At 63.1% G+C, this 19,563-nt stretch carries 17 protein-coding genes and 1 riboswitch; of the genes, 14 read left to right on the forward strand and 3 right to left on the reverse strand.

Translation table 11 applies throughout. The features are described from left to right. Positions 1-400: 400 nt before the first annotated feature. Entirely contained in the window at positions 401-694 is a 294-nt protein-coding gene (locus V7S54_RS05005; RefSeq protein WP_065377308.1) for a DUF1330 domain-containing protein, read from the reverse strand. Between the two features lie 215 nt (positions 695-909). Further along, positions 910-1,125: riboswitch (cobalamin riboswitch) on the forward strand. A gap of 105 nt (positions 1,126-1,230) precedes the next feature. On the opposite strand from V7S54_RS05005, the gene V7S54_RS05010 reads away from it, so the two are divergent. The 9 genes from V7S54_RS05010 to V7S54_RS05050 all read left to right on the forward strand — a co-directional run bounded on the left by V7S54_RS05010 (position 1,231) and on the right by V7S54_RS05050 (position 11,590). Beyond that, on the forward strand, positions 1,231-1,644 hold the full coding sequence (locus V7S54_RS05010; protein WP_065377307.1) for a DUF1636 family protein: 414 nt from the start codon (positions 1,231-1,233) through the stop codon (positions 1,642-1,644). Positions 1,645-1,720: 76 nt separating this feature from the next. After that, entirely contained in the window at positions 1,721-2,527 is an 807-nt protein-coding gene (locus V7S54_RS05015; RefSeq protein WP_065377306.1) for an ABC transporter ATP-binding protein, read from the forward strand. Continuing rightward, on the forward strand, positions 2,524-3,477 hold the full coding sequence (locus tag V7S54_RS05020) for an ABC transporter substrate-binding protein (protein WP_065377305.1): 954 nt from the start codon (positions 2,524-2,526) through the stop codon (positions 3,475-3,477). Before V7S54_RS05015 ends, V7S54_RS05020 begins: the two co-directional genes overlap by 4 nt. A gap of 3 nt (positions 3,478-3,480) precedes the next feature. Beyond that, complete coding sequence (locus V7S54_RS05025) at positions 3,481-4,548, forward strand: FecCD family ABC transporter permease (RefSeq protein ID WP_083203876.1); 1,068 nt, start codon at positions 3,481-3,483, stop codon at positions 4,546-4,548. 229 nt (positions 4,549-4,777) lie between these two features. After that, on the forward strand, positions 4,778-5,338 hold the full coding sequence (locus V7S54_RS05030) for a DUF924 family protein (protein ID WP_065377304.1): 561 nt from the start codon (positions 4,778-4,780) through the stop codon (positions 5,336-5,338). Between the two features lie 126 nt (positions 5,339-5,464). Further along, complete coding sequence (locus V7S54_RS05035; protein WP_336408428.1) at positions 5,465-8,278, forward strand: mechanosensitive ion channel family protein; 2,814 nt, start codon at positions 5,465-5,467, stop codon at positions 8,276-8,278. A gap of 167 nt (positions 8,279-8,445) precedes the next feature. Next, complete coding sequence (locus tag V7S54_RS05040) at positions 8,446-8,724, forward strand: hypothetical protein (RefSeq protein ID WP_057254041.1); 279 nt, start codon at positions 8,446-8,448, stop codon at positions 8,722-8,724. 353 nt (positions 8,725-9,077) lie between these two features. Further along, the gene (locus tag V7S54_RS05045; protein WP_065376592.1) at positions 9,078-10,634 is read left to right on the forward strand and encodes a caspase family protein; all 1,557 of its coding nucleotides are present in this window, start codon (positions 9,078-9,080) and stop codon (positions 10,632-10,634) included. 194 nt (positions 10,635-10,828) lie between these two features. Then, complete coding sequence (locus V7S54_RS05050; RefSeq protein WP_065376591.1) at positions 10,829-11,590, forward strand: MBL fold metallo-hydrolase; 762 nt, start codon at positions 10,829-10,831, stop codon at positions 11,588-11,590. A gap of 68 nt (positions 11,591-11,658) precedes the next feature. Here the strand turns inward: V7S54_RS05050 and V7S54_RS05055 are convergent, their stop codons facing one another. Next, positions 11,659-13,068 (reverse strand): adenylate/guanylate cyclase domain-containing protein, encoded by a 1,410-nt coding sequence (locus tag V7S54_RS05055; RefSeq protein ID WP_065376590.1) that lies wholly within the window; start codon positions 13,066-13,068, stop codon positions 11,659-11,661. Positions 13,069-13,220: 152 nt separating this feature from the next. Between V7S54_RS05055 and V7S54_RS05060 the strand changes: the two genes are divergently transcribed. Together V7S54_RS05060 and V7S54_RS05065 are read left to right on the forward strand one after the other, a co-directional pair. Beyond that, positions 13,221-14,672, forward strand: a complete 1,452-nt coding sequence (locus V7S54_RS05060; protein WP_141679537.1) for a DUF1254 domain-containing protein — start codon at positions 13,221-13,223, stop codon at positions 14,670-14,672. Positions 14,673-14,710: 38 nt separating this feature from the next. Then, entirely contained in the window at positions 14,711-16,111 is a 1,401-nt protein-coding gene (locus V7S54_RS05065; RefSeq protein WP_234793182.1) for a DUF1254 domain-containing protein, read from the forward strand. On the opposite strand, the gene V7S54_RS05070 is transcribed toward V7S54_RS05065, so the two are convergent. Then, complete coding sequence (locus V7S54_RS05070) at positions 16,105-16,593, reverse strand: nuclear transport factor 2 family protein (protein WP_336408427.1); 489 nt, start codon at positions 16,591-16,593, stop codon at positions 16,105-16,107. The genes V7S54_RS05065 and V7S54_RS05070 overlap by 7 nt on opposite strands. 189 nt (positions 16,594-16,782) lie before the next feature. Between V7S54_RS05070 and V7S54_RS05075 the strand changes: the two genes are divergently transcribed. From V7S54_RS05075 to V7S54_RS05085, 3 genes are all read left to right on the forward strand, one after another. After that, on the forward strand, positions 16,783-17,193 hold the full coding sequence (locus V7S54_RS05075; protein WP_065376588.1) for a GFA family protein: 411 nt from the start codon (positions 16,783-16,785) through the stop codon (positions 17,191-17,193). Positions 17,194-17,334: 141 nt separating this feature from the next. Continuing rightward, positions 17,335-18,408 carry a cyclic nucleotide-gated ion channel gene (locus V7S54_RS05080; protein WP_065376587.1) on the forward strand — a complete coding sequence of 358 codons (1,074 nt, stop codon included), beginning with the start codon at positions 17,335-17,337 and terminating at the stop codon, positions 18,406-18,408. Positions 18,409-18,593: 185 nt separating this feature from the next. Continuing rightward, complete coding sequence (locus tag V7S54_RS05085) at positions 18,594-19,439, forward strand: response regulator (protein ID WP_065376586.1); 846 nt, start codon at positions 18,594-18,596, stop codon at positions 19,437-19,439. Positions 19,440-19,563: the final 124 nt, after the last annotated feature.

A 19,563-nucleotide genomic window follows, 5' to 3' on the forward strand; every position in this document is an offset into this window, starting at 1 on the left:
CTAGCTCTACAAATTGTTGCTGCGGCCGTTGATTTTCTCAACGCCCATAGGGTTACGTGACGGTAACACATGCGGCAATTCCGGGCTTTTCCGGGAGCATCAGGCGGGTGGCGGTTCGCCGGCGTCGGGCTGGATATCCGGCCGGCGAAGGCAAGTTCGGGACGGCGACGGCGCACTATCCGCAACCAATGCGCGAGTTTATCTCAGCTCGAGCCCCATCGGCAATTCAACTCTGGCATTGCAAATAACTGCATGACGAAACGCTGCACGTTGATAGGTCCGGAGCGCATGCCCCTAGCAGTCGTTTCATCCGCGCGCCGCGAAGCTTGAAGTGACGGGCGCGCTCATCCGTTCGTTTCACGAGCAAGGCCGGCAATTGCGGCCAGTCTTGCGCTCCGCTTCAGATGGCGACGCCTTCGAGTGCTATGATACGTGTCCTGGCACAGCGCTCGCGGATCGCCTTCAGGCGCTGATACTCCGGCGACTGGTACCAGGAGAGCAAGGCTTGCATGTCCGGGAATTCGATGATGACGAGGCGGTGCGGCTCCCAGTCTCCTTCGAGTAGCCGGGTCGCACCCCCACGGCCGAGATAGCGCCCGCCATAGCGGGCCTCCGTCGCCGGCACCTCTCTTTTGTATTCCTCGAAGGTCGCTGCATCGGTGATATCGACATCGGCGATCAAATAGGCAGCCATGGCAGAGCTCCTTTTCCGACAAGCCAAAGATCAAGGATACGCCGTTCGTGCCCCTCGAGCGACGCCTTGCGCCGTAGAGAGCAGTTGAACGGCTGATCATCATTTTTATGTTGATTCTTGTAATGTTATCACATAACAAAAAATGCATGACCATAAGCCGCATGTTGATAGATCCCGGCCGCCGGACCCCATCGGTTGTATCCGCTGCCGATTCGTGCGAGGAAGAGCGCGATGGTGCTGCGTCCGCGACAATGCGGAAGCGGCTGAAAAGGGAACACGGAACGGACGACCCTGACGGGACCGAAACCGTGGCTGCCCCCGCAACTGTGAGCGGACAGCGCATTCACACCATGTCACTGGCCAATGGCCGGGAAGACGTGGATGCGCCGCGACCCGCGAGCCAGGAGACCTGCCATCGAACCGATCAACCACAACGGACGGGGTGTTCCGATGGAAAAGAACTGGCTTTTGCGCGACGGTCATCCGTCATCCTGCCGCTTCGCCATCTCTTGCCGTCAGTCCGGCGGAGAGAGAAAATGGCTGAGCCGACTTCCCGACAGCACAAGATAACGGTCTGCACCGATTGCCGCTTTACCGGTGGCCCCTGCATGCCGGGCGCCGAGCTGATAAAGCGTCTTAACCGCAGCATTGCCGCGCTCGGCGAGCCGCTCGATCGTGATTTCTCGATTGCCGGCACGGTCTGCATGGCGGCATGCACGCGCCCCTGCACCATCGCTTTCCAGGCGACGGGCAAGGCGACCTATCTCTTTGGCGACATCTCGCCGGAAGAGGATATCGACGATCTCGTCCGCTTTGCCGCCACCTATGCGGAGCGCGGCGACGGCATGACGCGGGCTGCCGAACGGCCGCGCGGGCTTAAAGGCAAGACGCTTGCCCGCATCCCGGCGGCCATGCTCGTCTCCGAAGACCTTGCGGGCCACTTCCAATGAGCGCGACACGCATGCGCTCAAGCGCGTTTGGTGCATCCGGGATGGACGCGTGGCGCTGCCGGGGAGGGATGAGACCATGACCTGCACCGCAACAGGAGCAGCCCTCCGTGTCGAGGGGCTTTGCTGGGGGCCGCGCCCGGGGTTGAAGCTGGTCGACGACATGGACTTCGCAATCGAGGCGGGCAGCCGGCTTGCGATCCTCGGGCCGAACGGAGCCGGCAAGACCTCGCTTCTGCGCTGCCTTTACCGGGCGGTGCAGCCGAATGCGGGCCGCATCGAGGTCGACGGCGTCGACCTCTGGTCGATTTCGGCGCGCGAAGCGGCGAAGACGATCGCCGTCGTGCTTCAGGAAATGCCCGGCGATTTTCCCTTCAGCGTGCGCGATGTCGTGATGATGGGCCGCATCCCGCGGCGGGAGGGGCTCAACGGCTGGACGGACACGGATCGCGAGCGCGTGCACCATGCGCTTTGCCATCTCGATCTCGCCCATCTCGCCGGCCGCCAGTTCTCGACGCTCTCAGGCGGCGAGAAGCAGCGGGTGCTGATCGCCCGGGCGCTTGCCCAGGAGCCGCGCATCATCATCCTCGATGAGCCGACCAACCATCTCGACATCCGCCACCAGCTCGAAATCCTCGAGCTCTTGCAGACGCTGAAGCTGACGATCGTTTCGACGCTGCACGACATCAATCTCGCCGCCGAGTTCGCGACCGACGTGGCGATCGTGACCGCGGGGCGCCTTACCGCCTTTGGCACACCCGACGACGTGCTGAGCCCGCGGGCGCTTTCCTCTGCCTTTGGCGTCACCGCCACCGCCCACAGCACCGCCGTTGCCGGCAGCGCCCGTTTCTCCTTTTCACTTCATCGACAGGGATCCATTTCATGAAGATCAACATTGCCTCCTCTGCCTTCCTGTTTCTCATCGCCACTGCTGTGCCGGCGCTCGCCTATCCGGTCACCGTCAAGAGCTGCAACCGCGAGGTGACCTTCGATGCCGCGCCCAAGCGGGCGATCGCCAACGACGTCAATCTGGTCGAGATGATGTTGGCGCTGAAACTGCAGGACCACATGGTCGGCTACACCGGCGTTTCCGGCTGGAAGACGCTGGATGAAAAGCTGCGTGAAGGTGTGAAGGAACTGCCGGAGCTTGCGGAGAAGTATCCGACCAAGGAAGTGCTTCTCAACGCCGACGCCGACTTCTTCTTCGCCGGCTGGAACTACGGCATGAAGGTCGGCGGCGAGGTGACGCCCGAGACCTTGGCGCCGTTCAAGATCAACGTCTACGAACTCACCGAATCCTGCATCCACGTCATGGCCAGGGAAAAGCCTACGATGGACGACATGTTCGTCGATCTCCTCAATCTCGGCCGCATCTTCGGCGTCGAGGATCGCGCCGAGGCGCTGGTCGACGGCTACCGCCGGCAACTGGCCGAGATCACCGAGGCAAATGCCGGCCGCGAAAAGCCGACGCGCGTCTTCGTCTATGATTCCGGCGAGGAAAAGCCCTTCACATCAGGCCGTTTCGGCATCCCGACGGCGATGATCGAGGCCGCCGGCGGCGCCAACATCATGGACGACGTCGACAAGAGCTGGGTGGAGGTCTCCTGGGAGCCGGTGATCGATCGCAATCCCGAGGTCGTGGTGATCGTCAACTACGGCGAGGTGAAAGCCGAGGACAAGATCGCCTTCATGAAGAACAACCCGGCCTTCGCCAATATCGATGCGGTCAGGAACGACCGCTTCGTGGTGCTCGAGTATGTCGAGGCGACGCCGGGGCCGCGCAACATCGACGCCATCGCCCGGCTCGCCAAGGTCTTTCACGGCGAAGGCCTGTAACCGATGCTGGCTGAGGATACGTCGCCTGGTCCCGCTGCCGTTTCGCGGGTTGTTCCCGTTCGGGCGCTCCGCGGCGGGGTCGGGGTGCTCGCGGCGCTGCTCTTGCTTCTCCTGACCGTGACCGCGGGCGTGTCGCTCGGCTCGGCGCCGATTCCGGTAACCACCGTCTGGTCGATCGTTGCAAGCAAGCTCGCGCCCGGCAGCGTCGAGGCCTTCTGGTCGGCGGGGCGCGAAAGCATCGTCTGGGACGTGCGCCTGCCGCGGGTCATGCTGGCGGGGCTTGTCGGCGCCGGATTGGCGCTGACAGGCGCCGTGCTGCAATCGGTGACGCGCAATCCGCTTGCCGATCCGCACCTGCTCGGCGTCTCCTCGGGCGGCGCGCTCGGGGCGATCGTCGCACTGCTCCACACGGGAATGATCCTCGGTCTTCTCACGGTGCCGCTCTTTGCCTTTGGCGGCGCGCTGCTGGCAACCGTGCTGGTCGCCTTCGTTTCCCGCGCGCTCGGCACCAGTGCCGATCGCCTGGTGCTTGCCGGCGTCGCCGTCGCCTTCGTCTTAACGTCGATCGGCAATCTCATGATCTTCCTCGGCGACCCGCGGGCCACGCACACGGTGATCTTCTGGATGCTCGGCGGCCTGGGTCTCGCGCAATGGCCGCATCTCATCTATCCGGCGCTCGTGCTGTCAGTCTCGCTCGGCTGGCTGGTCGTCCGATCGCGGGAGATCAACGCGCTTGCCATGGGCGACGAGACGGCGATGACGCTCGGCATTCCCGTGCGCCGCTTCCGTCTGACGCTCTTCGTCGTCACTGCGCTCCTGACCGGGGTCATGGTGGCCTTTTCCGGCGCGATTGGCTTCGTCGGGCTGATGGTGCCGCATTTCGTGCGGCTTTTTGCCGGCAGCGACAATGTCCGGGTCATCCCGCTCTCGGCCTTCTTTGGCGCCTTGACGCTGATCATGGCCGACCTCGTCGCCCGGGTCATCATGGCGCCAGAGGACATGCCGATCGGCGTGGTTACCGGCATTGTCGGCGGCATCGCCTTTGTTGCCATCCTCACGCGGCGCGCGTAAGGCGTGCATCGAAATTGTGCATGGACATGGGCCGGTCGACGCCTATGTCTTATTGCATGTTTCCTTTGATCGTAGCCGATTGAAGGACAAAAACATGCAGCAATTCAAACTGCTACAGCGACCTTTGCGCGTCTAATAAGACGCGCAAAGGTCGCTGTAGCGCATGCATGGCTGCCCGATCGGGCCTCGAAAGGGGCAGGACCGGCAGAAGAGCAGCACGAGGGAGCAAATGACGAACGAAGTTGAAATCTGCACGCCGGACGACGTTTTGAACTTCTGGTTCGGCGAGCTCACCTATGACGACTGGTTCACGATGAGCGGCGAACTGGATAAGGCCTGCATTCGTCGTTTCCAGGCATCGCATCTGGCGCTTGCCCGCGGGGTCAGCGAGATCTGGCGGGCAACGCCGGAGAACCGGCTGGCGGCGATCATCCTGCTCGACCAGATGCCGCGCAACATGTATCGCGGCACGCCGCTTGCCTTCGCGACCGATTGCCTGGCGCTGCACGAGGCGAAGCTCGCCGTCGGCGTCGGTGCCGACATGGCGATCAAGCCGGAAGCGCGCGCCTTCGTCTATCTGCCGTTCGAGCATTCGGAAAACCTGACCGACCAGACCATGTCGGTGAAGCTTTTCACTGAACTCGGCGATGCCGACTATCTCGACTATGCCATCCGCCACCGCGAGGTGATCGAACAATTCGGCCGCTTCCCGCACCGAAATGCCCTCCTGGCCCGCGTCTCGACAGACGCCGAGCTTGCCTATCTGGCACAGCCCGGCGCCGGTTTCTGACGAAAAATCCGGCGTTGGAGCGCAATTGGCGGCGTCTTTTGCATCTTTCCGCCGTCTTTCGTATTCACATCGCATTGTGATGACCACTGACGCGATTCCGCACCACGGTCTCAACCTGCAAGGATCATGAAATTGCGTTCTGTCGGAAAATTGCCTGCCATTTTCGTCTGCCTGCTGGCGCTTGCCGCCGCCGGCCCGGTCGTGGCGCAACAGACGACGCAACCGGCACAAGGTACGGCTCAGAACACAGCACAGCCAGAGCAGAAGGCGACGCCAGCCCAGCCGGCCCAGACCGCAACGCAACCGGCCGGCAAGGCGGCGGCACCCGCTAAGGATGGCGCGCAGCCCGCTGCCAATGGCGCGACACCCGGCGGCGCGACACCCGGCGCTGCCACCCAGCCGGCCGCGACGGCAACCCAACCGGCGCAGACGGCAACACCGCCGGCCGGCGAGGCGGTGCCGGCGGATGCCACGCCGCCGGCCCAGAGCCAGGCGGCCGATCAGCTCGCCAAGGCCGGCGAGGAGCTCAAGCGGCTGACGGACCGCGTTGACAAGGCCAAGGACGACGACATCGTACTTGCCGACATCAAGGTTCAGGTCGACGCGCTCGCCAAGCAAATCATCGGCGTTTCGGTCTCGACCCGGCCGCGCCTCGACGAAATCAAGGCGCGGCTCACCGAACTCGGCGATCCGCCGGCCGAGGGACAGCCGCCCGAAGCCGACATCGTGACCGCAGAGCGCAAGCGGCTGATGGCCGAGCGCGGCGCCATCAACGCGCTCACCGGCGAGGCGGAAGGTCTTTCGATCCAGGCGACGAAGCTTTCGAACACCATTACCGCGACAAGGCGGGCGCTGTTTTCCAACACGCTGCTGAAGAACACCGAAGTCTCGACCGGCATGTTCGACGACGCGCTGACGGCGACGGCGGACGAAACCCGCGTGCTTACGCGCAGTGTCGGGAGCTGGCTGAGCTTTGCCTGGAACTACAAGCGCGTGCCGCTTTTGACAGCGCTGTTCCTGTCGATGCTGGCGGCGCTCGTGTTCCTTTCGGGCAGCCGCAGGCTCTTTCGCCCGCTGATCCGGCATGACATTACCGATGAGGAGCCGAACTACTTCCGCCGCCTGTCGGTCGCCTTCTGGTCGACGCTGATCCCGACGATCGCCTCGGCCGCCTTCGCGATTTCAAGCTTCCTGTTCCTGCGTGGCTTCAACGTGCTGCGCTCCGACATCGCACCGATCATTGCCATTACGCTCGGGGTGGCGGTGGTGGTGTTCTTCGTGACACGGCTCGCCCAGGCGGTGTTGTCGCCGCGCGATGCGCGCTGGCGGCTCGTCAGGGTTTCCGATCGCGGCGCCAGGATGCTGATGATCGCGATCGTCGCCATGGCGCTGGTCAACGGTCTCGACTACCTGTTCGGCGGCGTCAGCGAGGCGCTCGGCTCGCCAGTCGTGCTCACCGTCGTCAAGAGCTACATCGCCTCCATCGTCATCGGCCTCATCATCATGGCGTCGGCCTGGATCAAGCCGACGCTCAGGAAGGACGAGTCCTTCGATGCGCATGGCCACGCCTGGCCGCGGCTGGTGTCGTTCGCGCTGCTTGCGACCGGCGCTTTGCTGATCATTGCGGCCGTCTCCGGCTATGTCGGTCTAGCCCGCTTCATCGCCACGCAGATCATCATCACCGGCGCGATCCTGGTGACGATGTATATTGGCATTCTCACCGGCCGCGCGGTGGCAAAGCAGGGCGCCTTTGCCGAGACCGCGGCCGGGCGCTACCTCGAGCGGCGCTACAATCTGGAACAGGTGGCGCTCGACCAGATCGGTCTTGCCGCGGGCCTGAGCATCTATGCGCTGGTCGTCCTCTTCTTCATCCCGCTGATCCTTTTGCAGTGGGGCTTCCAGGTCGCCGACATCGAGTCCTGGGCTTACCGGATGGTGACCGAGATCAGGATCGGCTCGATCACCATTTCGCTGGTCGGCATCCTCGCGGGCGTCCTGTTCTTCGCGCTCGGTTTTGCCGTCACCCGCTTCGTGCAGCGCTGGATCGACGGCAACATCATGGCGAGAAGCCGGGTCGACGCCGGCGTGCGCAACTCGATCCGCACCGGCATCGGCTATACCGGCGTCGGCCTTGCGGGCCTCATCGGCCTCTCGGCAGCGGGCATCGATCTCTCGAACCTCGCGCTCGTCGCCGGTGCTCTCTCGCTCGGCGTCGGTTTCGGTCTGCAGAACATCGTCTCGAATTTCGTCTCGGGCCTGATCCTGCTCGTCGAGCGCCCGTTCAAGGTGGGCGACTGGATCGTCAGCGGCACGACGGAAGGCTTCGTCAAGCGCATCTCGGTACGCGCCACCGAGATCGAGACCTTCCAGCATCAGTCGATCATGATGCCGAACTCGCTGCTGATCAACGCCTCGGTCGGCAACTGGACGCACCGCAACAAGCTCGGCCGCTCCGAAATCGCCGTCACCGTCACCTATGCCAGCGATCCGCGCCGGATCATGGAGCTGCTGTCGGAGATTGCCGCCGCGCATCCGATGGTCCTCAAGAACCCGTCGCCGACGGTCGGCTTCACCGCCTTTGGCGACGAGCGCATGACCTTCGAGCTTCGGATCTACGTCGCCGATGTCTTGACCGGCGGCGGCGTGCGCAACGACCTGCGCGTGTCGATCTACGAACGTTTCCGCGACGAGGAGATCGGCGCGCCATTCCCGGTGAAGATCGAGGACGTGCCGGTCGAGGACCAGACCGGCATCGAAAGCCACCACCCGGAAGAGGTGGGCGAGCCGAAGGGCGCAACCTCCGCCGAGGCAAGAGCGTCGGCCAAGGCGACGGCTTCGGGCAAACCGGCTGCTTCCGCAGCGCCGCTCAACGAGGAAGGCGAGGCAGAAGAAACGGGCACTCGCCGAACCGCCAGCCGCAGATCAAACCCAAACCGCTGATAAACGGAGCGTTCAGCCGCTATTCAGCCGGCGTGCCATAAAAAGCATGCAATTCTTCTGGTGACCGATTACGTTGTCATCGGCTGAAGAGGTGGCCGGCGCAGCGTCGCGAAACCGACGGGGCGGCCGGCTCGGCGAGAGGGCGGCGCTTCGGGCGCCGATGGGCAATGAAGAAATCTGTGATTGCTTTGCTTTCCGGCGTACTGGTGGCCTACGTGCCTATGGCAGGCGCGGCCAGTGCCGCGACGGTCACGAACAAGGACAGCGAGACCGCCGTCCTGGTCGTCGTCGAAGGCGAAAGCCGCATGGAAGTGGCGATCGCCGCAGGCGCCACGGAGATGATCTGCCCGAGCGGCTGTTTCGTGACCGCGCCGAGCGGCGACCGCATCGGCCTGCAGGGCGACGAGAATGTCGAGATCGTCAACGGCAATGTCGTGGTGAAGTAGCCGGAAAACCAGCCATTGAAGGGCGCGGGCTTCTTCCGCGCCCCTGGAGCGTGGTTCGTTCAGAGGACCGCACAGACGACGCTCTGGCTCTCGAAATCGAGAGCAGCTTTCCGCTCTCGATGTTTCCACTTTCGAGCGCCTTCGCGCCCACAGCTAACCATGGCGCGCTAATCCCATTGGATGGCGAATGAACCGGCACTCCCGCCCGTCACTACGACGAGAGATAGGGTGGCCCGGCGAATGCCTATGCCATCCCTTCGAAGCGCATTGACACGACCCATGCCCGGTAGCACGCTCGGCTGTTCGGCCGATGTTGACCGCCACGGTCGTTCGCGCATTGCCGGAGGGGAACCATGCCATTCCTTCGCATCGCCTTGGCCGTTCTATGGGTGTTTTGCGCGTCGCAGGCGGTTGCCGAGAAGCGCGTGGCGCTGGTCATCGGCAATTCCGCCTATCAGCATGTGGCGGCATTGCCCAATCCCGGCAATGACGCTGCCGACATGGCGGCCAAGCTCGAAGGGCTCGGCTTCGAGGTGGTGACGGGTGTGGATCTCGACCTCTCGGGCGTGCGGCGCGTATTGCGCGATTTCGTCGGCCGGCTCGACGGCGCCGATCTGGCGCTGTTCTACTATGCCGGCCACGGCCTTCAGGTGAACGGCGAGAACTACCTTGCCCCTATCGACGCCAAGCTCGCCTCCCATGTCGATCTCGATTTCGAGGCTGTGCCGATGAACCTGATCCTGTCGGCGATGGAGCGCAGCACCAGGGTCAATGTCGTGCTGCTCGATGCCTGTCGCGACAATCCGCTCGCGGTCAATCTCGCTCGCTCCATGGGCACCCGATCGGCCTCGGTCGGCCGGGGCCTTGCCAAGGTCGGCACCGGCATCGGCACGCTGATCGCCTTTGCCACCCAGCCCGGCAATGTCGCGCTCGACGGCAGCGGGCGAAACTCTCCCTTTACGTCGGCGCTGCTCCGGCACCTCGGCCAGCCGGGACGCGACATCACCCGCGAGCTGATCGATGTGCGCCGCGACGTTCTTTCGGCAACCGGCGGCAAGCAGGTGCCCTGGGACAATTCCTCGCTGACCGGTGAGGTGGTGCTGAAGCCTGCCGATGGCGGCCAACCGGCGTCGGTCAAGGAGCCGGCGACCGACCAGACCGCCGAGCTTGCCTATTGGGAAACGATCAAGGATGGGACGGACCGCGATCTGTTCGACGCCTATCTGCAGCAATATCCCGATGGCGCTTTCGCATCCCTGGCGCGGGCCAAGATCCGCATCATCGAGCGGGTCTCCGCCCCGGCAACCGGGGGCGTGACCGGTGTGCCGGCCGGCCAGGCCGTGGCGGCCGTCGATCCGGCCGCAGCCGCAGCGGGTACCGACGATCGCGCCTTGACCCGATCGATCCAGCAGCAGCTGAACCGGCTCGGCTGTCAGGCCGGCAGCGAGGATGGGCTCTGGGGCGCCGGCAGCCGCAAGGCGCTGGAGGCATTTGCCAGGCACAGCAAGGTCGAACTCGCGACGCTCGAACCTTCCAGCGACGTGCTCGAACGCCTGAAGGCCGAGAGGGCGCGGATATGCCCGCTTGCCTGTGCGCGAAACCAGGAGGCAAAAGATGGCCGCTGCGTGACGATCCGGCGCGAGGCCAAAGTGCCCGAGCCGAGTGCGACCCAGGGCACCGCCAAGACACCGGCGAAGAGCACCGGCACGCGAGCGATCAGCCCGCCGGCCGAGCTGAAAAAGAAGAGCTTTGCCGACTGCCCCGACAATGCGGATGTCGCCTTCCGGCAGATGTTTTCCCGCGGCTCTGGCCGCGGCAGGACGACGATTACCGCCACCCACTCTTGCGGCCGCGCCTTCGCCTGTCACCGGGCGGCAAGGGGGCAGCCCTGGGATTGCGGCTGGCGGTGAGAGGCTGCGCGTAGGCGGGCGGCGATCCGGGCGCTGCCGGCGTTGGCTGGAGCGTCTCAGTTCCGCCGGCCGAATGCCGTTGCGCGCCTTTTGGCGGCGTGGAAGAGGGCAAATTTCGGCTCTTGATTTTACCGCCGCCTCAGCAAGGATCACGGCGACATCCGTCACTGCTTTCCGCCAAGGGAGGACTCCCCATGAAACTCCAGCTTATCCGCAACGCCACGCTCAAGCTCGACTATGCCGGCCATACCGTGCTGGTCGATCCGTTTCTGGGGCCAAAGGACAGCCTGCCGTCCTTTGCCGGGCGCTCGCCCAATCCGACGGTCGAGCTGCCGGTCGACATCGATACGATCCTGGCCGGCGTGGAACTCGTCATCATCTCGCATCTGCATGAGGATCACTTCGACGATACCGCCAAGGAGCGGGTGCCGAAGGGGCTACCTATCTTCTGTCAGCCGGGCGACGAGGAGGCGATCCGCGCCGCCGGGTTTCGCGACGTCACGCCGCTTTCCGACAAGGCCAGCTGGCAGGGTCTGAAGCTGACCAGGCGTGACGGCAGCCATGGGCTCGGCCCTGTCGTCCAGGACATGGGGCCGGTCATCGGTTTCAGCCTTGAGGCGAAGGGCGAGCCGACGGTCTACTGGGCCGGCGACACGGTCTTCTATCCGGCGATCGAGAACACAATCCGCGAAACGAAGCCGGATATCATCGTCACCCATTCCTGCGGCGCGAAGTGGAATGGCGATCTCATCGTCATGGATGCTGAACAGACGATCAAGGTCTGCGAGACGGCGAAAAACAGCATCGTCATTGCAACGCACATGGAGGCGCTGGATCACGCGACGGTCAGCCGACGGGAGCTGCGGGCAGCAGCCGATGCCCATGGCATCCCCTTGACGAAGCTGGTGATCCCTGATGACGGCGACGTGCTGACGCTGATACCGCCGGTGGTTTAAGCAATTCCAGGAAAAGTGTGAAACGGTTTTCCGTCCGGAATTGCGGCGATCCAGAAGGCCAGCCGCGCTTACGGGATCGAGAAGATACTGATCTCGTTGGTGATGCCGCGCAGGGCGACATTGTGCGACTGCGGATTGAGGCCGCGGTCGCTGAGCAGGCCGGAGGCGCGCGGGTCGTCGAGCACGGAGCTGGTGGCGAAGATCTCGCGCGAACTCGCGAGATGCTGGACGCGCGAGGCGATGTTGACCGTCTGGCCGAAATAATCCTGGCGCTCGTTGAGGCTGACGGCGATGCACGGTCCCTCGTGGATGCCGATCTTCAAGAGCAAATCCTCGGAGCCCCTGTCATCGTTGAGTTTGCGCATCGCCTCGCGCATGCGCATGGCGGCGGCAACCGCCCGATCCGGTGTCGGGAAGGTGGCCATGACCGCATCGCCGATGGTCTTGACCACGGCGCCGGCCTCGGAGCCAACGATCTCGTTGACGACGCTGAAGTGGGTCTTCACCAGATCGAAGGCCGCGAGATCGCCGACCCGCTCGTAAAGTTCGGTCGAGCCGCGGAGATCGGAAAACAGGAAGGTGAGGCTGGTGATCTTCAGCCGCTGGTCTACGTCGATCGTGTCGGTGCGGTAGATATCGCGGAAGGTCTGGTTGGAAAGCAGCCGCTTGGCGGTGAGGAACGGACGCCGGCGGCCGAGAATATCGTGCAGGGTGTCATTGGCGATGCAGACCGAGGGCAGGGTGCGCACATCCGTATGGTTTTCCACCTGGATGCGCAGCGGACCCGGTTGCATGGTCAACGCCTCGTCGTGCCGGTGGCCGCGATCGAAGACGAGCGACAGCGTCCGCCGCTCCTTGGTCGGCTCGCCCTTGACGTCGATGAATTGCGCGGCATGGGTCACCGGCTCGAAGACGATGATGAATTCCGCCGGCATCTGCAGCGAGATGACCGCCTTTTCGCCGGGCGGCAGTTCGAGCGCCTCGATCATGAAATCGTCGACCTGGGCCTCGTAGTCGTCCTCCGGCAACTCGATGCCGGAGCCCCAGTAGATCTGGCGGAAATATTCGAGCGGCGGCAGCTCGTGCGGGTTGTGGGCCTCGATGTGGCGTACCCGCGGGTTGACGGTGAAGGTCACTTCCACCATCTCGTCGAGCGTCGGCTCATAGCCGGCGGCGCAGAGCGAGCAGGTATAGGTGTCGCTCTGCACAGTCTTCAGCGAGGTATTGCTGTCAAGCACACCGCCGCAGCCGGGGCAGAGCACATTCCACGACAGCTCGAACAGCCCGAGGCGTGAGGCATGCAGGAAGGCGGCGATGACCTTTTCTTCGTCGAGCCGATGCTCGGCGGCAAAGGCGAGCGCATTGACGCGGCAGAGCTTGCGGTCCGGCGCTTCCCGGACAAATCGCTCCAATACGCCGGCGATGTCAGGCTGCACGGTTTGGCGCAGCATGTCGAAGAGAGGCTGAGCATCACTCATGATTGCATCCTACACTGAAAAGAGCCGGCGGGGCAGCCGGTTTGTAGAAGGGGTCGCGGGCCAAACCAACGCGCGTTGCACGATGTAACCGTTACGTACTTGCTCCGAAGGGAACCTCACGGTCGAATGACGGGATCGCGGAGGATCCTCTTATGATTTCGAAAACGGCCCTCTTGTTCGTCTCCATTCTGGCTGCCACGGTGGCCGATCCGGTCCGGGCCCAGGAGCAAGGCACGCCCGTGCCGACAGATCGTCCGGCGCAGGCCGAAGCCCTCTCCGAACAACGGGCCCGGGAGATCGCGAAAGAGGTCTATCAATACGCCTACCCCATTGTGCTGATGGATGTCACGATGCGGCAGTCGACGGCCGTACCCGACGCAACATCCGTCCACGGGCGTGCGCCGATCAACCAGTTTGCCTACTTCCGGGCCTATCCGGCCGCCGATGCCAAGGATGTCGTCCGCTTCAACTTCGACACCCTCTATTCCTTCGCCTGGCTCGACCTCAGCAAGGGGCCGATGGTCCTTTCGGTTCCCGATACCGGCGGGCGTTTCTATCTGGTGCCGTCTCTCGACATGTGGACGGATGTGTTTTCCTCTCTCGGCTCGCGGACGACTGGCACGGGGGATGGCAATTTTGTCTACGTGCCTCCGGGTTGGCAGGGCGATCTTCCGGAAGGCGTTCAGCGTATTGACACGCCGACGTCGATGATCTGGATCATGGGGCGCGTCCAGACCAACGGTCCCTCCGACTACGACAATGTTCACAAGGTGCAGGATGGATTGAAGCTGACGCCGCTCGACCAGTGGGGCAAGTCCGACGCGCCAGCGGCCACACCTTCGGTCGATGCAAGCGTGGACACAAAGACGCCGCCGCTTGTAACGGTCGGCAAGATGACGGGTGTGGAACTGTTCACCCGCTTTGCCGAACTGATGCAGAAATTCCCGCCGCATCCGAATGACTACCCGATTCTCTTCCGGATGCGGGCGATCGGGCTCGAACCTGGCAAGGGCTGGGACAGCAGTACGCTCGACCAGGCAACCGTCGACGCCATCAACGGGGGCGCCAAGCAGGGCCTCGAAGACATGATCACCGGCATCAAAGAGGGAGGCAGCCACGTCAACGGCTGGAACATCACCGTCGACAACATGGGGACTTATGGTACGTCCTATCGGCAGCGCGCCATCGTCGCGCTCGCTGGGCTCGGCGCCAATCTGCCAGCCGATGCGATCTACCCCTCGGCCTTCGTGGATGGCGACGGAAAGCCGCTCGACGGTGCCAACAAGTATGTGCTGCACTTCGACAAGGACAAGACGCCGCCGGCCGGCGCATTTTGGTCGCTCACTATGTACGACAATCAGGGCTTCCAGGTTCCCAATCCGATCAATCGCTTTGCGATCGGCGACCGCGACAAGCTGACCTTCAACGAGGACGGCTCGCTCGACATCTACATCCAGGCGGAATCGCCCGGGACCGACAAGGAATCGAATTGGCTGCCCGCGCCGAAATCCGGCGCGATAGGGCCGACCCTGCGCATCTATGCGCCCAGGCCGGAGGCGCTGGACGGTTCATGGGCGCCGCCGCCGTTCAAGCGAGTGGAGTGAGGCTGGGAGGCAATGGCAAGCCGCAAAGGAGAACCATCTTGATAAGAGTAGCCCTCAAATTGATCCCGCTTGCGCTCCTGGCGCTTGCTGGCCCCGCCTGCGCAGAGGATGTTACCGAACAGGAAGCCTATGCCATCGCCAGGGACGCCTATGTCTATGCCTATCCGCTGGTGTTGACGCATACGACCCTGCAGAAATTGTCGAACTTCGCCGAGGCGGTCGACGGCGATGCCTTCGGCCCGCCCAATCAGTTTCATCACGCGCGCGCTTTTCCCAACCCCGACGACAAAATTGTTATCCGCGAGAACGTCGACACTCTCTATTCGGCCGCCACGCTCGACCTGACGGCGGAGCCGGTTGTCCTGTCGGTGCCTGCGACTGACCGCTACTTCCTGTTGCCGATGCTGAGCCTCTGGACGGATGTGTTCGCCGTTCCGGGCACGCGGACGACCGGGAGGAATATGGCGCGGGAATTCCTGGTGGTAGGGCCGCAATGGAGTGGCAGCGCACCGGATGGGTTGGAATTGATCAGGAGCCCCACGCGCTACGTCTGGATGATCGGACGTACGCAGACCAACGGTGCGGCAGACTATGAAAGCGTCCACAAGGTGCAGGATCGCTACAAGCTGACACCACTCTCTGCCTGGGGCAAAGGTTCCTATGCACCGGCCAAGGGCAAGGTCGATCCCTCCATCGACATGAAGACGCCGCCGCCGGTTCTTGTGGACCAGATGGACGCCGCCGGCTTTTTCAAGCGCTTCGCCGAGCTGTTGCAGGACAATCCGCCGAACCCGGTCGATTATCCTATGATTCACCGCCTGGAGCGGGTTGGTTTCAAGCTTGGTGAGAGCTTCGATCTGAAGGCGTCGTCGCCCAGCCTTCAAAAGGCGTTCGAGCGTGGTTACGGTGATGGCAAGGCGCTGGTCGTGGCCGAGGGCAACAAGGCTGCCGGTACGGGCGGCAAGGGGTGGGTCTATACCACCCGCAGCGGCGCCTATGGCGTGGACTATCTCTACCGCGCGGCGATCGCCCAATGCTGCGTCGGCGAGAATCTGCCGCAGGACGCGGTCTATCCGGCGCTTTCCAGTGACAACGAAGGCCGTCCGCTGGATGGCGCCAACAAGTACGTCCTACATTTCGACAAGGGCAAGCTGCCACCGGTGGATGCGTTCTGGTCTGTGACAGCTTATGACGCTGAAGGCTATCTGATCCCGAATACGTTGAAGCGTCAGGCAATCGGCGACCGCGACAAGCTCGTTGCCAATAGTGACGGCTCGGTCGATCTCTACATCCAGGCGGATTCTCCGGGCAAGGACAAGGAGGCGAACTGGTTGCCGGTCGGAAAAGCACCGTTCAACCTGCTCATGCGCCTCTATTCGCCCCGCGAGGAATTCCTTGAAGGCAAGTGGCTTCCGCCGGAGATCACGACGGTTCAGTGATTTTCCGTCTGCCCGCGGTCAGATCGGGTGCGCGGCGTTGCGGCCCACGTGTTCGCAGCACGCCGAATGCAGGGCGTCAGACGCGTTCCGAAGGGATCGCCGAGCACCGATTCCGTGTAAAGGGAGGCCAACCATCCACCGTCCTTGCGGATCCAGGTGGTGGCGTCGGCCGCCTTTATCGTCAAAGGCTCGCCCTCGACTTCCATCTCTTCCGTCACCGTGTAGGCGATGACGGCTACGTCCTCGCGCGGAAAGATGACGCTGACGTCGTCGAGGCGAAACGCGTTGAGCTTCCAGGAGCCTTCGGCCTGGTCGGCCATCCTGCGATAGTCATCGCGGGTAAGAACGGCCGCCCCTTGCGCCCCCACGACGATCGACCGGTCGGGCAGCATCGCCACCGATGCTTCGGTATCCTTCTCCAGAATGGTCCGCCAGAATTCCTGTTCGAGATCGATGATCTCCTGTTCGTCGGCATGTGCCATGGTTTGATTCCTCCGTTTACAATTTACAGAAGCCATGGGACGGACAAAGGTTCCGACCAAACATACCTCGCGGCATGGCGCGCATTTTTTGCGCGACCGCGTGAGATCGAAGCCCAACCGTCCCGCGGGAACCCAATACCCGCCTCTGTCGTTTTCCGGATCCAGCAGTTGCGAAGCAGGATGAGACACATGACGATCTACTCGGGAAAATGCCTCTGCGGTCAGGTGCAAGTATCGCTTCGTGGCGAACCTCTGCGCGTCGGTATCTGCCACTGCATGGATTGCCGGAAGGAAAGCGGTTCGGCCTTTACCTTCTATGGCATCTGGCCCGCAGACCAGTTTGAACGTACCGGCGATACGTCGGAGTTTCAGGGACGGTGTTTCTGTCCCGATTGCGGGTCGCGGGTTTTTTCGATCGATGCGCGTGAGGCGGAGGTCAAGCTCGGTATCCTGTCCGACGCGCCGACCTCGCTTAAGCCGAGCTACGAGCTCTGGATCAAGCGGCGCGAGCCATGGCTCAGGCCGGTCGAGGGGGCCGAACAGTACCAGGAGGATCGCGAACAGGCAGCCGACGAAGGGCCTGTCGGCACGCGCTACTAGAGCGCGCGTCGCGGTCAGTCTGCCATCCCTTATTTAAGCGTCGATTCATCAACGGAATTGTGCTTAAGATCAAAGCGTTGCTGCGCCGCTCGCGTGTCCGGCCGAGATATCGCCTGAGGGCGCGGGTCGCTGGGGGAGTGAATGTCGGCACGGCCTTTCCTGAAAATCTCCGCGCCGCTCAACGGGATTTTGGCGGCGGCGGGACTTGTTACGGTCGCGGCGCTGACGGCGCGGGATATTGGCCTGACGGCGAAGCTGTCGCTGGAGTTTCTGCTGGCCGGTATCTGGGCCATCTATGTTCTGCAACTGGTCGATACGGTGATGCGGCAGCGGACGAAGGACGATCGCGGCCGCACGCCCGAACTCGTCATCGATCTTTTTGCCGTGGTGGTTCCGCTTGTCGGTTTTGTCCTTGCCGGCCCGCGTGACCAGAGCCTTTATTGCGCCATCTGGCTGTTGAAGCCGCTGCGTCATTTCACCTTCTTTCGGCTGCTCGGCCGGGTGGTGGCGCGGGCCGCACCCAATCTCGTCGGCGTCACCTCGGTCTTCGGCATCCTGCTTTTCGGCGCATCGCTGTTTGCCTATCTGATCGAGCGCGACATCCAGCCGGACAAGTTCGGCAGCATTCCCCAGGCCATGTGGTGGGCGGTGGTGACACTTTCGACCACCGGCTATGGCGACGAGATCCCGATGACCTTTGCCGGCCGGGTGCTGGCGGGACTCGTCATGATGTGCGGCATCGGCATCTTCGCGCTGTGGGCCGGCATTCTTGCCACCGGCTTCTTCGAGGAGGTGCGCCGCCAGGATTTCGTGCGCAACTGGCAGCTGGTTGCGGCGGTGCCGTTGTTCCAGAAGCTCGGCTCGGCCGCCTTCGTCGAGATCGTCAGGGCGCTCCGGCCACGGGTGGTGCCGGCGGGCGCCGTCATCTGCCGCAAGGGCGAGGCGGGCGACCAGATGTTCTTCATCGTCGAGGGCCGCGTCAGCATTGCGACCCCTTCGCCGACACCCATCGAACTCGGCCCCGGCAGCTTCTTCGGCGAAATGGCGCTGATCACGGGCGAGCCACGCTCGGCGACCGTCAGTGCCGCCACCGAAGTCTCGCTGCTATCGCTCTATGCGGAGGATTTCCAGATGCTGTCGAGCAGCAATCCGGAGATCGCCGAAGTCATCCGCAAGACGGCCGATGAGCGGCGCGGCCTGGCGCCCCGGCATTGACCCCTGCGGCGATGGCAGCGTCCGGAGCGTGTCATGCCAGCACGCGACCTCGCATTTCGTCGGTTGCTCATTAACACCAGAGAAAGCCTTTCTCCACTAGCATGGCGGCTGCAAGTTACAGTGACTTTGCGGGCATGAAGAACGCTTGGGCGCTGTTGGGGGACACTCTTTTACATAGGCGTTCAATGTCGTTTTTTGGCGTTTCCGGAATGTATTATTCCGGCGAATCCCTTGCCCAGCACCGTATCGTGCTTGCCGAGGACTCCAACCTCTTCTCGTCGATGGTTTCGAAGCGGCTGAAAGAGCTGTTCGACATCGATGTCATCGTCTGCCGCGACTATGACGATCTGCAGTTCGCGGTCGAAAACGCGACTTTTCCGGCATCGCTCGCCATCTCCAACATCAACCTTCCGGGGGCGGAGAACGGCGAGGCGCTCAACTATCTGATCGACATGAGCGTGCCGACCGTCGTCTTTACCGGTTCCTTCCAGGAGTCGACGCGCGAAAAGATCCTCGCCAAGGAGATCGTCGACTACGTCATCAAGGACAGCGTCTTTGCCGTCGACATGCTGGCGGAGTCCGTCTGCCGTTTCCTCACCAACCACAAGCACCACGTGCTGATCGTCGACGACAGCCCGACGGCGCGCGCGCTCCTGACGACGCAGCTCAAGCGCTACAATTTCCGCACCAGCTCGGCCGAAAACGGTGCGATGGCGCTCGAAATCCTCAAGAACAATCCGGATATCGGCCTTGTCATCACCGACTACAACATGCCCGATATCGACGGCTTCGAACTGACGCGGCGCATCCGTGGTTCCTACGGGCCGCATCAGCTGCGCATCATCGGCGTCTCGTCCTCCACCAACCGGCTTTTGTCGGCGCGTTTCCTCAAGGCCGGCGGCAACGACTTCATTGTCCGTCCCTTCGTCAACGAGGAATTCTACTGCCGCGTCAACCAGAACCTGGACACGCTGACGAAGATCCGCACCCTCAGTGAAAAGGCTGGGGTTCCGGCGCAGGCTTCGGCCTGATACGAGAAATAATCCCCAAAATTTTGTTGCAATCTGCGCGAAATCCCGCGCGCAGGTTGCTCCATTAACGAAATTGCAATCCGATCGGTCTTCAATCCGCCCCAGCAGGAGCGGGGAGCCCGGT

This window comes from Ensifer sp. CCNWLY38 (assembly GCF_037120565.1).
In the GTDB taxonomy this organism is placed as follows: domain Bacteria; phylum Pseudomonadota; class Alphaproteobacteria; order Rhizobiales; family Rhizobiaceae; genus Ensifer; species Ensifer adhaerens_H.